The 14,608-nt window shown below is 70.6% G+C and carries 12 protein-coding genes; 3 read left to right on the top strand and 9 right to left on the bottom strand.

Features of this window, described 5'->3' with window-relative positions:
• Positions 1-91: 91 nt before the first annotated feature.
• From ACN9MM_RS36875 to ACN9MM_RS36845, 7 genes are read right to left on the bottom strand one after another with little or no spacing between them, the layout of a single operon-like run.
• Entirely contained in the window at positions 92-1,480 is a 1,389-nt protein-coding gene (locus ACN9MM_RS36875; RefSeq protein WP_426368142.1) for an alkaline phosphatase family protein, read from the bottom strand.
• Positions 1,477-2,646: a metabolite traffic protein EboE gene (eboE, locus tag ACN9MM_RS36870; RefSeq protein ID WP_426368141.1), complete on the bottom strand. Its 1,170-nt coding sequence runs from the start codon at positions 2,644-2,646 to the stop codon at positions 1,477-1,479. Before eboE ends, ACN9MM_RS36875 begins: the two co-directional genes overlap by 4 nt.
• Before the next feature lie 6 nt (positions 2,647-2,652).
• Entirely contained in the window at positions 2,653-3,501 is an 849-nt protein-coding gene (locus ACN9MM_RS36865) for a TatD family hydrolase (RefSeq protein ID WP_426368140.1), read from the bottom strand.
• The gene (locus tag ACN9MM_RS36860) at positions 3,501-4,151 is read right to left on the bottom strand and encodes an EboA domain-containing protein (protein ID WP_426368139.1); all 651 of its coding nucleotides are present in this window, start codon (positions 4,149-4,151) and stop codon (positions 3,501-3,503) included. Before ACN9MM_RS36860 ends, ACN9MM_RS36865 begins: the two co-directional genes overlap by 1 nt.
• A complete protein-coding gene (locus ACN9MM_RS36855) occupies positions 4,145-4,987 on the bottom strand; it encodes a sugar phosphate isomerase/epimerase family protein (RefSeq protein WP_116156860.1) in 843 nt (280 codons plus the stop codon). Before ACN9MM_RS36855 ends, ACN9MM_RS36860 begins: the two co-directional genes overlap by 7 nt.
• A complete protein-coding gene (locus tag ACN9MM_RS36850) occupies positions 4,984-5,904 on the bottom strand; it encodes an SCO3242 family prenyltransferase (protein ID WP_426368926.1) in 921 nt (306 codons plus the stop codon). Before ACN9MM_RS36850 ends, ACN9MM_RS36855 begins: the two co-directional genes overlap by 4 nt.
• Positions 5,904-7,046, bottom strand: a complete 1,143-nt coding sequence (locus tag ACN9MM_RS36845) for an inositol-3-phosphate synthase (protein ID WP_426368138.1) — start codon at positions 7,044-7,046, stop codon at positions 5,904-5,906. Before ACN9MM_RS36845 ends, ACN9MM_RS36850 begins: the two co-directional genes overlap by 1 nt.
• 884 nt (positions 7,047-7,930) lie before the next feature.
• Here ACN9MM_RS36845 and ACN9MM_RS36840 point away from each other — a divergent pair.
• The 3 genes from ACN9MM_RS36840 (at position 7,931) to ACN9MM_RS36830 (ending at position 9,487) form a co-directional block, all read left to right on the top strand.
• Complete coding sequence (locus tag ACN9MM_RS36840; RefSeq protein ID WP_426368137.1) at positions 7,931-8,143, top strand: hypothetical protein; 213 nt, start codon at positions 7,931-7,933, stop codon at positions 8,141-8,143.
• A gap of 79 nt (positions 8,144-8,222) precedes the next feature.
• Positions 8,223-8,534, top strand: a complete 312-nt coding sequence (locus ACN9MM_RS36835; RefSeq protein ID WP_426368136.1) for a hypothetical protein — start codon at positions 8,223-8,225, stop codon at positions 8,532-8,534.
• Between the two features lie 746 nt (positions 8,535-9,280).
• A complete protein-coding gene (locus ACN9MM_RS36830) occupies positions 9,281-9,487 on the top strand; it encodes a hypothetical protein (protein ID WP_426368971.1) in 207 nt (68 codons plus the stop codon).
• 217 nt (positions 9,488-9,704) lie between these two features.
• Here ACN9MM_RS36830 and ACN9MM_RS36825 read toward each other — a convergent pair whose 3' ends face one another.
• Positions 9,705-11,864, bottom strand: a complete 2,160-nt coding sequence (locus tag ACN9MM_RS36825; protein WP_426368135.1) for an alpha-galactosidase — start codon at positions 11,862-11,864, stop codon at positions 9,705-9,707.
• A 37-nt stretch (positions 11,865-11,901) separates the two neighbouring features.
• Positions 11,902-14,223, bottom strand: coding sequence for a discoidin domain-containing protein (locus ACN9MM_RS36820; RefSeq protein ID WP_426368134.1), 2,322 nt, complete (start codon positions 14,221-14,223; stop codon positions 11,902-11,904).
• Positions 14,224-14,608 lie beyond the last annotated feature (385 nt).

The following is a 14,608-nucleotide window of genomic DNA, read 5'->3' as shown; positions in this document are numbered from 1 at the left end:
GAGACGAATCCTCACGTGTCTTCGTCCTGGGGCGAGGAAAACTGCGGGCCCGCCATCCCGGCAACGGGCTCCCGGTGGGGCCGGGCACGCGCTACCCGAGGCCCGCCAGCCGCAGGAGCAGCGGCTTCACATCGGTGGCCTCGACCTGACCGCGAACGGCCCCGGAAGCTGAGCACACGATGACCGGCCCGTCATCGGGGTCCTCGGGCAGGCGGCCGTGACTGCCGCGGACGGGCGACGGGTCGAGTGGTACGACTGCCATGCGGTAGCGCATGCCGAGTCTTTTGCGGGCGAGCACCCACATCGCCCTGGCTCTCACCCAGGGATCGAGGGGGTCCAAGAACAGCTCGGCGGGGTCGTAGCCGGGCTTGCGGTGGATCTCCACCGACCGGGCGAAGTCCGGGGCGGCCGCGTCGTCCAGCCAGTAGTAATACGTGAACCAGGCGCCGGGCTCGGCCACGGCGACCAGGTCACCCGAGCGCGGGTGGTCCAGGCCGTGGTCCTTCTTGCCCCCGTCGTCGAGGAGCCGTTCCACGCCGTCGAGGGCCAGGAGCACCCCGCGGGCAGCCTCCAAGTCCTCCGGACGGCGCACATAGACGTGCGCTACCTGGTGGTCGGCCACCGCAAACGCGCGTGAGGCCGCGGGGTCGAGATACTCCATGCCCTCCTGGGTGTGCACCTCGAGCAGTCCGGCGCGGCGCAGGGCCCGGTTGATGTCGACCGGGCGGCTCACACGGGTGATGCCGTACTCGGACAGGACGACGACGGTGCGGCCCTCGGCCTCGGCGTCGTCAACGAGCGGGGTGATCACGGAGTCGAGTTCGGCGGCGGCCCGCTGGGAGCGCGGGTCGTCGGGGCCATACCGTTGCAGGTCGTAGTCGAGGTGCGGCAGGTAGGACAGAACGAGGTCCGGAGCGCTGGAGCGCATGATGTGGCGGGTGGCCTCGGCGATCCAGCGACTTGAGTCGATGCCCGCGCCCGGTCCCCAGAAGCGGAACAGGGGGAAGGTGCCGAGTGCCCGGGTGAGCTCGTCGTGGAGCCGGGGCGGGCGTGTGTAGCAGTCGGGCTCCTTGCGGCCGTCGGCGCGGTAGACGGGGCGGGGGGTGACGGCGATGTCGGTCTCTGCGCCCATCGCGTACCACCAGCAGACGTTGGCGACGGTGTAGCCGGGGTGGGCGCGCCGGGCCGCGTCCCACAGTTTGTCGCCGCGGACCAGTCCGTTGTGCTGGCGCCACAGGAGCACCTCGCCGAGTTCACGGAAGTACCAGCCGTTGCCCACGGCGCCGTGTTCCGCTGGGAGCGTGCCGGTGAGGAAGGTGGACTGTGCCGCGCAGGTCACGGCGGGCAGCACCGTTCCCAGGTGTGCCCATGAACCGGACCGGGCCAGCGTTGCGAGGCGGGGCATGCGGTCGAGTAGGCGCGGGGTCAGGGCCGCGACGTCGAGGACGAGGAGGGGCCGTGGCGGGCGGTGACTTGTCATGGCAGCTCCTTGAGGCCTAGATCGACAAGGAGGTCGCGGGCGAAGGCCAGTTCGGCGGCGATGCCGTCGGCGAGCTGGCCGGGGCCGCCGGGGCGCAGCTCCGAAGGGAGGTCCTGCCAGGTGTAGGTCTCGACCTCGAGGTGGCGGCTCAGCGGCGTCGGGCCGCCGATGAGGTGTTCCAGGGTGTCCCGGAGCACGTCGGTGGTGGAGGTGAGCGGAGGGGAGGGCGGCGTGTGCAGGGGAACATGGAAGTGCGCGCGCCACGGAGACTCGTCCGGCAGGACGCCGCCGGCCAGCGCCTCCACGAGGTCGTCGGTGCCGAGCAGGCCGCCGGCGGTCCGGGTGCGGGTCTGGTGCAGGAAGCGGGGCTCGGCGAATGCCGCGAGGGCCTCGCGTACTTCGGGCAGACAGGGGTGCTCGGCGTGCAGCGCGGCGGAGAGCTGGACCTTGGGCACGGGGATCCGGGCGGCCTGGAGAGCGTCGAGCGCGGTGCGCGGGTCCTCGAAGCAGGTGGCGAGGTGGCATGTGTCCAGGCAGACACCGATGCGGTCGCCGGGGACGGTGGTGAGCTGCGCGATGGCTTCGGCAGTGGTCTCGATCACGCAGCCGGGCTCCGGCTCCAGGCCCACGCGGACGCGGCGGCCGGTCTCCGCCTCGAGGGTGGCGAGCCGTTCCGCGAGCGCGGCCAGAGCAGCACGGGCGGCCCGCGCCCGGACAGCGTCGAAGGGGGTGCGCCAGGCGACGGGGAGAGTCGAGATGGTGCCCTCTGCTGCGTCGTCCGGCATCAGTGTGGTGAGGAGCCTGGCCAGGTCGGCGGTGTGGGTCAGACGCCTGGGGTCGGTCCAGTCGGGCTGGTAGACGCGGTACTTGACCTCGGCGGCGCCAAATCCTTCATAGGGGAAGCCGTTGAGGGTGACGACCTCGAGGCCGCGCCGGTCGAGTTCGGAGCGCAGCCGACGCAGGGCGGCGGGGTGCGCGGTCAGGGTGCGGACTGCGTCTCTGGAGAGCCACAGGCCGATGCCGAGCCGATCCCGCCTGAGCAGCCGTCGCACCGGCTCGCAGTGGTCGCGGAGTTGGGCGAGCACCCCGTCGAGAGTCTCGGCCGGGTGGACGTTCGTGCAGTAAGCGAGGTGGACGACGTCGCCGTTGGGGTGGCGGAAGCGCACGAGGGCCTACTCCTCGCCGCGCAGGATGGAGTTGCCCTCGTAGGGGGTGTCCGGTCTGCCGCGGTCGAGACTCAGCCGTCCGCTCATTCCGTAGAATGCCACGGGGTTGCGCCACAGCACCTGGTCGACCTCGTCCTCGCCGAAGCCGGCTCTCAGCATGGCATCGCCGACCTTGCGGGTCGTGAGGGGGTCGCTCCTCCCCCAGTCTGCGGCGGAGTTGACCACGACGCGTTCGGTCCCGAAGTCCTTGAGGGCGGCGACCATGCGGTCCACGTCCATCTTGGTGTCCGGGTAGACGGAGAAGCCGAGCCAAGCTCCGCTGTCCTTGGCCTCCTTGGCTGTGGTCTCGTTGAGGTGGTCGAGCAGCACCCGCTCCGGAGGGAGGGCCGACTCGCGCACGACGTCGATGGTGCGACGTAGGCCGTTGAGCTTGTCCCGGTGCGGGGTGTGGACGAGGGCGGGAAGCCCGTGGTCGTGGGCGAGCTGGAGCTGGGCGGCGAACGCGGTGTCCTCGGCGGGGGTCTGGGAGTCGTAACCGATCTCGCCGACAGCGACGACGTGGTCTTTGACGAGGTAGTGCGACAGTTCGTCGATGACGGGCACACACCGCGGGTCGTTGGCCTCCTTGGGGTTGAGGGCGATCGCGCAGTGGTGGGTGATGCCGTACTGGGCGGCGCGGTAGGGCTCCCAGCCGAGCAGTGAGTCGAAGTAGTCGAGGAAACTGGCGGGCGAGGTGCGTGGCTGGCCCAGCCAGAACGAGGGCTCGACGACGGCCCGCACGCCCGCCGCGCGCATGGCCTCGTAGTCGTCGGTGGTGCGGGAGGTCATATGGACATGCGGGTCGAAGATGCGCATCAGGGCTCCTCCGCCTCTGCGGCCAGGGCTTGGACGAGGTACAGGTCGAGGGGTACGGGGCGGCCGGCGGCTGTGCTTTCGCCGGTGTGGTCGGCAAGCATGCGGGCGAGTTCGGCGTCGCCGCGGGCCCGCCTGGCCAGGCCGGCGACCGCGGCCACGGGGACCCCGGTGCACAGGCACTTGAGGACCGCGTGCCGCCAGGCGTGCGGGGCGAGGTGTTCGGCGGCGTACGGGCCGACTGCAGCGGCGATCAGGCGGGGGTCGCTGGTTCGCAACGCATCCTCCACGAGCGGCAGCCCTTCCGCGGGGGCGAGCTCCAAACCGGGCAGGGCGAGCAGCACGGCGCGGCGTTCGTCGGCGGTGCCCCGGCGGTAGAGCCGCGCCGCGGTGGCGGCGCTGGCGCCTGCGGTGTGCAGCAGCAGGACGCGCGCCGTGTCGGCGGCGTCGGAACCACAGCGGCGGCCGGCCTCGGCGAAGCGCAACTCCCAGGCCGGCAGGCTGCGCCGGTGTCCGGCCGGGGCTGCGGGTGCGGCTGCCTCGGCAAGGGCCGCGTCGAGCCAGGCCCGGGCGGCGGGCGGCAGCCGCTCGTCGAGGGCTGTGGACGTCTCGTCCGCTGCCGCTCTCGTGATGGCCGGTGGGGTGGTCACCATGTGCCTCCATTCCGTAGGAAGCGCAGGGAGCGCTCGGCGAGGTCCGGGCCCCTGTGCGAGTGCCGGGGCAGTTCGACGACGGTCAAGCCCCGATAGCCCACAGCGCTCAGGGCATCGAGAACGGGCGGGAAGTCGATCTCGCCTTCGCCAAAGGGCAGATGCTCGTGGACCGCGCGGCGCATGTCCTCGATTTGAACATGTCGCAGCCAGGGTGCGGCGGCCCGCACGCAGTCGGCGGGCGGCTCTGGCTCGAGGCACTGGCAGTGCCCGATGTCCAGTGTGAGGCCAAGGACATCCGGGTCGCCGAGGTCCGCGCGCAGGCGGTGGAAGTCGGCGAGGGTGCCGAGGAGGTGGCCGGGCTCGGGCTCGACGGCGAGGGGCAGCTCTTCGCGTTCCGCCGCAGCGAGTACCGGTTCGAGCGCTTGGCCAAGCCGCTTCCACGAGGTGCCGTCATCCGCTCCGTCCGGCACGGTGCCGCTGAAGCAGTGCACGGCGTGCGCCCCGAGTTCGGCGGCGATGTGCACGGCGGTCACCAGCAGCCGGGCCCTGGTGGCGCGCGCTTCGGGGTCGGGGTCGATCAGAGAGGGTCCGTGCTTGCGCCGAGGGTCGAGGATGTAGCGCGCGCCGGTCTCGACGGTCACTCCGAGGCCGAGCCGAGCGAGGCGCCGCGCCACCTGCCGGGCGCGGGCGAGCGCATCGGGGGCTGCCGGGTCGAGGTGCATGTGGTCGAGGGTCAGCCCAACCCCGTCGTAGCCCAGGTCGGCGAGGAGTGCGAGGGCGTCGTCGAGCCTGAGGTCGGTCAGGCCGTTGGTGCCGTAGCCGAGTCGCAGGCTCATGTCGGACTGACCCTCCGTGAGAGCCTCCGCGCAGCCGGTGCCAGGGTGATGATGGCCGCTGCGGCACCGACCGAGCCGTCCCGTGCCGCCAGTGCAGCTTGCAGCGGGATCATCGCCCGGATCCCGCCACCGACGGCCCGCCGAGTGAGGGCGGGCGAGGGATCGAGCACTGCACGGATCAACGGCCCCGCGAACCCGGCCGCGAACCCGGCCGCGAGCCCGGCGTGGGTGAGGCTTTCGGGGGAACGGCTCCGACGACGCCCGAGCCCGCGCCGACGGCTCGTCACGATCCCCACCACTGCTGTCGTGCCGAGCGCGGCGAGGGGGGCGGTCCGCGAGCCGCCCAGCGCCTCGTGGCGGGAGACCATCGTGACGGCGAAGGTGTGCGCTCCCAGGGCGGCCGCCGGACCCAGCGCAGCCCGCGTTCCTGAGCGGGACGTGGCCACGGCGCCCAGGAGCAGGTCCAGACAACGGGCCGCCGTCATGACTGCCGGGCCTGCCTTGGTCCGCTTCAGGCCCAGGTCATACGCCCACGCCGTGGCCGCGAGGACCGCCGCGGTCCGCGCGGCTTCGCGGCCCGCCTGGCGAGCCAGCACCAGGCCAGCCGCTGTCAGGCCAGCCGAGGCCGCGAGCGCGGTGCCCGGCCTGATCCGGCCGGAGGGGATCGGGCGGTGCGGCCGGCAGGTCGCGTCCTCGTTCTGGTCCGCCCAGTCGTTGAGGGCCATCCCTGCCGCGTACAGGCACAGTGAGGCGCCCATCGCGAACCCGGTACTGCGGGTCGGCCGCTCCCCGGTGGCCGCCGCCCCGGCAAGCGCATCACCCGGAACCGTGACCAGGGCGGAGACTCTCAGGAGTTCTGCCCAGGCGCGCAGTCGGGACGCAGGCCGCGCGGCGGTTCCCCGACCGCCGGCCGGCATCACCGTGGCTCCCGCAGTCGCTCGGCGAAGCCCAGCAGGGCCGTGTATTGATCGGCCAGCGCCGAGGAGCCTCCGTCGGGGTCCTTGAAGTAAAAGCCCAGCTCCGGGAGCGGGCCCGTGATCCCCGCCTGGTGGGCGCGGGCAAGCAGCCGCGCCAGATCGAGGACCAGGGGTGCGGCCAGCGCCGAGTCACAGCCCTGCCAGGTCGTCTGCAGGAACATCCGCACACCGAGGAAGCCGTCAAAGGCGATGTGGTCCCAGGCAGTCTTCCAGTCCCCCAGCACCGGCACATCATCGATGTGCACCTCCCCTTCGGGCAGCGAACCGAGGGTGTCGTGCAGCGTCCGGTTCTTGCCGGCATTCTTGGCGGCGGCAGCTCCGGGGTCCGCCAGCGCGGCGCCGTCCCCTCCGCCGAGCAGGTTCGTTCCGGACCAGGCGCGCACGTCCAGGGCGCGCTGCCGGAACATGGGCGCGAGCACGGCCCGGAGCAGGGTCTGCCCGGTCTTGCCGTCCCGGCCCGCGTGGGGCACCGTCGCGTTGCGAGCCGCCGCACGCAGCGCCGTGTGACGAAGGCCCGGGGACGGCGTGAAGTTGACATAAGGGCAGCCGGCGCGCAGCGCGGCCGCCGCGTACAGCGAACTGGGGGGCAGACGGGCCTCGCCCGCGGCGGGCGCGGCCTCCGTGGTTGCGACGTTGACCACGACCGTGCGAGCCGCACCGCATCGGCTCGCGAAGCCGGCGATGTCGGCCGCGAAGCCCGCGATCAGTTCCTCGTCGCCTCGGGGGTCTGCGGGCAACGGCCCGCCGATCCGTATCTCCGCGTCAGCGGCGTCAAGTTCGGCGTGCACCGCTGACGGCAGCCCATGTGGCAGCACTCCCGCAGCGGCCAGCGACTCCGCCTTCTTGGGCAGCGGGTAACCCGCCGTGTCGTGCCCTCCGAAGACGAACGAGGACAGGGCGGGCAGCCCGCTCCCCGCGAACGGCGGGGTCTCGGTAACCATACCGGTCGGCGGCAGCAGCCCGGCGGTAACGGCGGCGCACCCCGCAACCGCCGTAACGGCGACGGAGCCCCGCGCCCCGACGAACCACACTCCAGTCCGGGATCCGGCCTCGGGCTCGGACCCGTTGGCGTGAAGGGACACAGGCTGCCTCCCAAAGGCACCGACTCTCGACGGTCTGCAAACCGGATATTACGGGATAAGATCCCATTTCACCTCTATTTGATATTCATGCCCCTCTTGCAAGGATTCACGGGCCGCGACTGCGCGAACCTGTCATCGAGTCGCACCAGCACCTGAAGACCTCCGGTCGCAGGTGGCGACGCGTACGCGACCAAGGCCGACCTGAAGCGCATCGAAACGTGACGGGCTGTCGGCGTCGCGGAAGCTCAAAAGGCCATCACAGCAGGTCGAGCGGCAATAGTGCTCATGGATGAGTCCGCCCGAGCCGACCGCGCCTGCGTACGTCCAACTGGAGGATCCAGTCCGGCTCGCCGGGCCTACTTGTCGCTTCGCCGCAGACGAGCGGGCAGGTTCCGGAGACTCAGGGCGGCTTACGGCCGCATGCCTCGCACACCTGCCACACCCGCAGTGGGACGCCGGTCGCAGCGAGCACCGCCATGATCTGCAGGTAGGCCGGATGGCCCAACAACTTCGGGGCTGCGGCTCGAACGGAACCGGCCCGGGGAGCTCCAGCAGCGCCTTGCGGATGGTCCGGATCCCTTCGGCGCCCCGGTGAAACTCCTCCAGCTGCGCGGAAAGCTCCACGATCCACCGCTTGGGCAGCACGACGAACCCGCGCATGCCGTCACTGCGCTGGACGATGGCCAGGACCAGGGCGAGGGCGAGGGCGGCGAGGGCGTACTCGACCAGTCCCAAACCGACCCCGCCAGCTGCCACCGACCTGCTTCGGCGGCTCTCCGCCACGGTCAAGGCTGCGGGCCTGCCTCCGGGTCGGCGCCCGCGGCTGCTGGTGCTGGCGGCCCCGCCCGTCCGGCCCGGCCGCCCGCAACCAACTCTTCGAAGCGGTGACACAGGCCACCGTGGTCGAGGTGTGCGGTCCCTTCCTCGATCTGGCGGCGCGGCTGGCGGTCAAGTGGGACGGGCTCCCGGACGGCCTCCCCGCCCACCTGCTGCGGCTCACGGCCGGGATCGGAACCTGGCCGAATCCCCGTGCCCGGCCCGCGGACTACGGAGCCCACAGCGGCCCCGCTCCATCCGAACGCCTCCCTGCGTCCTGAAGGGGACCAGGGCACGCTCGACAGGTGGGACGGGCGGCTGCGCCGCCGCCCCGACAGCGGAACCGAACACGAGCACAGCGTGCGCACCCGCATCTGGCTGGCCCAGAACCACGCACTGCTGCCTCTGCTCGACGAGGCCCGTGAGCAGTTCACCGAAGTGATCAGGGTCCGGTCGCGAATCTCCGGAACCGAACTCGCCGCCCTCTACGGCCCACAGGCAGAGATGGAACTCGGCGCGATGTGGCGCGCCCACTTGCAGGGTCACGTACGGCTCAGCCAGCCGGAGGCCGACCGGTTGCGTACGCTGCGAGCGTCCCGCAACAAACTCGCCCACCGCACCGCGCTCGACAACACCGCCCTGGAAGCCCTGGTGCACGTGCTGTGCTCTTGAGGTCGCGCCTTTGGGATACCCATGCCCGGATCATTGGACCGACCGACACTTCCCCACGTCAGCTTACGGATGCCTCACAGTCGAAGAGGACAGGAAGCCCTCAACTACATGCAGAATCCACGCGCGCGTGGGGCATACTTTCGCAATTCAAATCTGCTGCTCGACCGATGGACCAGTAACCAATCCATCGTCGACAGTGCGCTGGGCAGGCTCGCGTCGAGGCGTCGGCCAGCGCGCAGGTGCCCCAGTCCGGGCTCGATCGAACCGACACAATGGACCGCCGAGATTCCGCGACGTCGTCTGCGACGGCTGGTGCGTCGAGGCCGTCACCTCAGTCCCCGCCGACAAGCTGCCGGGCGGCACGCTACACAGTCTGGTCCCGCACGCGATGGGCCGGACCATGGACACGCTGCACAAGGCCAGGCAGGCCAGGAACTGGATCGCCCACGAAGGCGCCTCGATCGGCGACGGATCTCGCGCTCGGCGACAACATCCTCTCGCAGTGGTGCGGCGGCCTGGAAGAGCCGCACGACCCTCCACCGACCGACTGGATCAACGGCTACCCTCGACGCCGTCGACACCTGGGGCTTCGGCCCTCTCCGTGGCCTGCTGCCCGAGCAGCCTTCGAGCCTCGCCGGCTCGGAGTGACGACACGGACCCGGTGGTCACTCGTCTTCGCCCTCGGTCAGGTGCTCCATGAGTCGCTCCAGGACCTCCCCAGAGAGAGCCGGCGCCCGCCGCAACCAGTGATCAAGCCACTCCTGATCCGTCATCATGCCTGGTCAGCCACCTTCCACATCTACGGACTTTCATCAAACTCCGCATACGCGGCCTTCGGCGGCTACAAGCAGTCGGGCATCGGCCGCGAGACGCACGGCATGATGCTGGACCACCACCAGCAGACGAAGAACATCCTCCAGAGTTACAGCCCCAAGAAGCTCGGCTTCTTCTGAGCTTGGGCAGAGGCTTACGAGGAACGCTGTTGAGGTGGTCGAGATCGCGAGCCACGAAACTCAGGTCGGCACCGAAACGGAGGGCACGCGCCGACCACCTCCTAAGGCCACTGAAACCGCCTTCCGGTCTGACGCCACCCCACACCTTGTCCCGGTGGGCGTCGTCTCCGTCATGGCCCTCAGCGCGCTGCCGGTTCCGTGGAGCGGCACCCACTGATCAGGTGTCGCCGTCGATCGCTTCCGCCTCCAAGACCAGGCATTGCGCCGGGTCGAGCAGCGGGGCAGCCAGCCCCACCTCGGCAAGGACGGCGCCACGGGCGCGGATCGTGCCGTGGGTGATCCAGGGGACGGCGGTGCTGGGGTGGGACTGGGTGAAGGGGAACTCCGGGCGGACGGTGACGGTGTAGGTGAGGTCCGGGGCGAGGCCGGGGAGGCGCATGCGGGATGGGACGGAGTCCATCGACGCCGTGAGCTGGGCGAGGGTGAAGAGGGCGTGGTGACGGTCCTCGGAGACGACTCCGTGAAGCCAGGCCGTGGGGTCCGGGTGGTCGGTGCGGACGGTGGTGCCGGTGTGGAGGAGGGGACGGAGGCGCTTGTGGAGCCGTACCCACGCGGTCAGTTGGACCAGTTCGTCGTCGGGGCAGCGGGTGAGGTCCCATTCGATGCCGGCGTGGCCGTACAGGGCGGTCGCGAGGCGGGTGGCGAGGGAGGTGACGCGGCCTGTGGTGTGGGCGCGGGCCTCGCCGACGTGGCAGCCCATGAGCTCTGGGGGGACGAGCAGGCCGGTCCAGCGCTGGATGGCCTGGCGTTCGAGCGGGTCGTTGGTGTCGGAGGCCCAGACGCGGTCGGTGCGTTCCAGGATGCCGTAGTCGATGCGGGCACCGCCCGAGGAGCAGGACTCGATCTCCAGGCCGGGGTGCCGGTCGCGGAGTTCGTCGAGGAGCCGGTAGACGGCGGCCGTCTGGGCGTGGACCCCCGCGGTTCCGTCGTGGACCGCTTCCAGCAGGTCGCGGTTGTGGTCCCACTTGAGGTAGTCGATGCCGTACTCGTCGACGAGCGCGTGCAGGCGGGCGGCGATGCGGGCGTACGCGTCGGGGTTGGCGAGATCGAGGACCTGCTGGTTCCGGGCGGCCAGGGCGGGCCGGCCCGGGGTGGTGAGCAGCCAGTCGGGGTGGGCGCGGGCGAGGTCGGAGTCGGGGTTGACCATTTCCGGCTCGACCCAGAGGCCGAACTGCATGCCGAGTTCCCGCACCTGGTCGACGAGCGGGTGCAGCCCGTCGGGCCATACCTGTGTGTCGACGGTCCAGTCGCCGAGGCCGGCGGTGTCGTCGCGGCGGCCGGTGAACCAGCCGTCGTCGAGGACGAAGCGTTCGACGCCGACGGCGGCGGCGCGTTCGGCGAGGTCGGTGAGGGTGTCGAGGCGGTGGTCGAAGTACACCGCTTCCCAGGTGTTGAGCGTCACGGGCCGTGGGGTACGGGGGTGGCCGGGGCGTGCACGGAGGTGCCGGTGCAGGCGGTCGGACAGGCCGTCGAGTCCGGCGTCGGACCAGGCGAAGTAGGTCCAGGGAGCGCGGTGGGTCTCGCCTTGGCCGAGGCGGATCTCGCCTGGGCCGAGCAGTTCGCCGCCGCCGAGGACGGGGCCGTGTTCGGGGACGCGTTCGGCGTAGTGGAGGTGGTTGCCGCTCCAGCCGGTGTGGACAGCCCACACCTGGCCGTGCCGGAAGCCGAATCCGGGCTGTCCGACGGCGAGGAGGCCGGTGGCGTCGTGGCCGGTGCGGCCGCGGCGGGACTCGCGCAGGGTCAGTCCGTGGTGGAGCGGTCCGCGCTGGGGGCGGCGTTCGTTCGCCCAGCGGCCGGTGAAGTCGAGGACTTCGGTGGCCTGGTCGCCGGCCGGCAGAAGGCAGGCGGCGGAGTCGAGGGTGAAGGTGCCGGGGCCGTCGTTGCCGAGGGTGTGGCGGATCCGGATGACGCCGAACCGGTCCATCTCGAGGTCGGTGCGGATGGTCACTCCGGCATCCGAGTCGGCGGCGGTGATGCGGAGTTGGCCTCCCCCGTTGTCCGAGGGAACGCAGGTGACGGGCTCGGAGAGCCGCAGGCGCAGGTTGGGGTGGGCGCCGTCGCGGTGGCCGGTGATGCCGGGGCGTCCGGTCCAGCCGTCGGCCTGGTGCGGGACGAGCCGCAGGGGCACGGGCTGGTCGACGGAGGCCACGGGCCATCCCGGGGTGAGGGCGAGCAGCAGCTCGTGGGGATCGCCCAGCGCGCCCGGGTCGGCGCCCCAGTGCAGGACGGCGGGGAGGTGGGGGCCCGAGGTGTCGAGGACCAGGGCGGACCCGGCCGCGGCGAGCACGGCCAGGTCCTGGTGGTGGTGCGGGGTCATGAGTGCGTTGTCTCCGGTGGGGTCGCCCGGGGGCGGGTCACAGGCCGATGACCGTGAGGTCGGCGCAGGAGGTCCAGGGGTTGCCGTTGACCTCCGACAGCGCGCGGAACCGCACGTATCGGCCGGCGGTGGCGGGGAACCGTACGGTCTTCAGGGTGGCGTCGGCGGCGAACGTACCGGTGGCGACGGGGCTGCCCCAGGTCGTGCCGTTGGCGGAGACGTAGAACTCGTAGCCGCCGACCCAGCCGTTCTTGGGTCCGTCCTGCCGTGGCAGGTAGGTGAACCCGGAGACCGTACGGCTGCTCTTCATGTCGAGCTGGATCTCGTGCGGGCAGGCGGGGTCCGGGTCGGTGGCTGACCATGCCGTGTGCCAGAACGTGGACATGTTGCCGTCCAGGACGTTGGTGGCCGGGGTGCTCTCGGCGGCGGTCTCCTGGCTGTCGGTGTAGGTCACGGTCCAGCCGTCGCGGGGCAGGACGTGCGGGCCGCCGCCGTTGATCTGGACGTTGAAGTGACTCGTCCCGTTCATGGTGAGGCTGAGGGTGAGCGTGCTGGTGGCCGCGTCCCAGGTCTGCGTCTTCGTGTACGGGCGGGTCATGCCCGCCTGGTCGTCGAAGGTGATGCGTGGCTGGCCGCCGTTCCAGGTGCCGACGATGGTCAGAGTGACGTTGCGGACGTCACGGGAGGTCTGGTCCGGCAGGGTGCGGTTGCCGACCGTGGTGATCGAGCCGTCGGCGTTGACGACCGGGGTGCCGGCGGCGTCGAGGCGGGGCGCCATGTAGTTCTGTCCGAAGGCGATGGTGTCGGCCTCGTCGGCGACCTGGGATATGGCGTCGGTCAGGTTGAGGCGGTAGTTGAAGACGTGGACGCCCAGGTTGGAGGGGTTCTCCTGGATGATCACGCTGGTGTGTTCGTCGGAGCTGACGGTCACCTGCGCGCCGGGCACGTTGGTCAGCGGGATGACGGAGGCGGTCTTGCGCTGCTCCCACATGACGGGGTTGGTGTAGTACCACTGCTTGTTCGTGCCGTCGGAGCGCACGACCCAGCCGTTGCCGGTGCGGGCGTAGCCGGGGAACAGCCCGTCGTAGTAGCTTGTGGGCTGCTTCGAGGTGACGGTGGTGAAGCCAGTCAGGTCGGCGGCGGGCATCGTGGTGGGGACCAGCGAGACCATCCCGTACCGCCCGTCGACGGCCATGGCGTTGTTGACGGAACCGTTCCAGCCCGGCGTGGAGTACGCGGCGATGCCCTTGATCAAGGCCTGCTGCTGGGCGGCGACCTGGGCGCGGGTGGGGATCTGGATCCAGCCGTTGAGGATGCTCTGGAGTAGCGGGTAGATGCCGAACTGGGCTCCGGCGTAACGGTTTCCGAGAGCGCCGTTGGTGAAGTACGAGCCTTCGGCGAGGAAGCAGGTCGCGCCCTGGGACAGGTCGCGGACGATCGACTGGACCTGGAGGCCCTGTGGGTACTGGAGGATGAACTTCCAGTCCTGCCAGCCCTCGCCTCCGGGGAAGACGCCCTTGTTGTCGAGGCCCCACTTCCACCAGTCGGTCGACGAGCCCCAGTTGCCGATGTAGCCGGTGAGCCACAGGCCCTTGAGGAGCGCGTCGGTGGAGTCGGTGGCCCAGGACTCCTTGTTCATGAACACCAGGTTCTTGGCGTTCGCCTTCATCGTCGGCAGGAACCGGGTGTTGTTCTGCATGTAGTCCAGCATCATGCCGTGACTGCCGAAGATGTTGGTGTCGGTCCAGAAGAAGAACATGCCCTGTTCGCCGGCCAGGTTGAACAGGTCGATCAGGTAGTTGCTCTGGTCGATGCCGTTGTACAGCTCGGCCGCGTTGAGGCCGACGAAGGTCTTCGGGTGGGTCTGCGCCCAGGCACGCCACTTGCTGACGGGAATGCCCTGGTTGCCGGTGGCGCCCTGGGCGACCTGCACGGTGACCGGGATGCCGGCCGCTTCGGCGGTGTCGAGCCGGGCCTGGATCCAGTCGGTCGCGGCCGGGACGTCGTGGATCTCGCTGCCGGGAATGAGGTTGATGTAGCAGTACGGCTTGAGGCTGTCCGGGATCGTGGCCCACAGCTGGACGAGCGTGCCCTGGTACGGCTCGTCGCTCTGCCCGAGGTTGACCAGGTGCGCGGGGTGCGTCTCGTCGATGGTCGCGCGCAGGGTCGCGGCAGCCTGGGCCTCGGGGGTCGCCGCTGCGGCGGTCCCTCCGAGGCCGAAGGCGCCGAGAAGGCCGGAAGCGGCCGTGCCCGCACCGACGGCCGCGATCGCCGCGAGGAGCTGTCGGCGTCCCGGACCGCCGGACCCGCCGGCCGTACCGGCGTCGGACCTCGCTGAGGGGTGCTCGCGATCTGCCACCGCTGCCTCCTGCGTCTGGTGGGCCCGCCCTGGGGCCACGTCCTGGTGAAGTAGCGGAAACGTAGGCGACACAGGTTCATGACTGAAAGAGTTCGGAAACTCATCCGGGCAAGCCTTTGTATCCACAGGATGAATCAGGGTGAAAGCAAGAAAACACCCGCCCTACGTCTAGGTTCCGAAAGGTTGCCCCTCTCACTTTCGGAACTGTTGCAGGTCCGGTAACGCGTCGTTTACGTTCCTGCCACCGGTTATGAAAGCCGGATTCGAAACCTCCTTGCCATACCTTCGGGCGGGGCCCTCCCCGGGACCCGACCGGAAGGGCTTCCGAAGAGAGCACGCCATGTTCACGTTCGCCTCAGGTGACAGAGCCTCCGGGCGGACGACC

The sequence above is a fragment of the Streptomyces sp. E-08 genome (assembly GCF_049913095.1).
In the GTDB taxonomy this organism is placed as follows: domain Bacteria; phylum Actinomycetota; class Actinomycetes; order Streptomycetales; family Streptomycetaceae; genus Streptomyces.
Note: the sequence above shows the minus strand (reverse complement) of the source record. Positions and strands in the feature narration are given on the sequence as shown.

Excerpts from the sequence above, each read along its gene's own strand:
- ACN9MM_RS36865 (WP_426368140.1), bottom strand. The coding sequence starts at position 3,501 with ATGCGCATCTTCGACCCGCATGTCCATATGACCTCCCGCACCACCGAC.
- ACN9MM_RS36855 (WP_116156860.1), bottom strand. The coding sequence starts at position 4,987 with ATGAGCCTGCGACTCGGCTACGGCACCAACGGCCTGACCGACCTCAGG.
- ACN9MM_RS36875 (WP_426368142.1), bottom strand. The coding sequence starts at position 1,480 with ATGACAAGTCACCGCCCGCCACGGCCCCTCCTCGTCCTCGACGTCGCG.
- ACN9MM_RS36850 (WP_426368926.1), bottom strand. The coding sequence starts at position 5,904 with ATGCCGGCCGGCGGTCGGGGAACCGCCGCGCGGCCTGCGTCCCGACTG.
- ACN9MM_RS36825 (WP_426368135.1), bottom strand. The coding sequence starts at position 11,864 with ATGACCCCGCACCACCACCAGGACCTGGCCGTGCTCGCCGCGGCCGGG.
- ACN9MM_RS36860 (WP_426368139.1), bottom strand. The coding sequence starts at position 4,151 with ATGGTGACCACCCCACCGGCCATCACGAGAGCGGCAGCGGACGAGACG.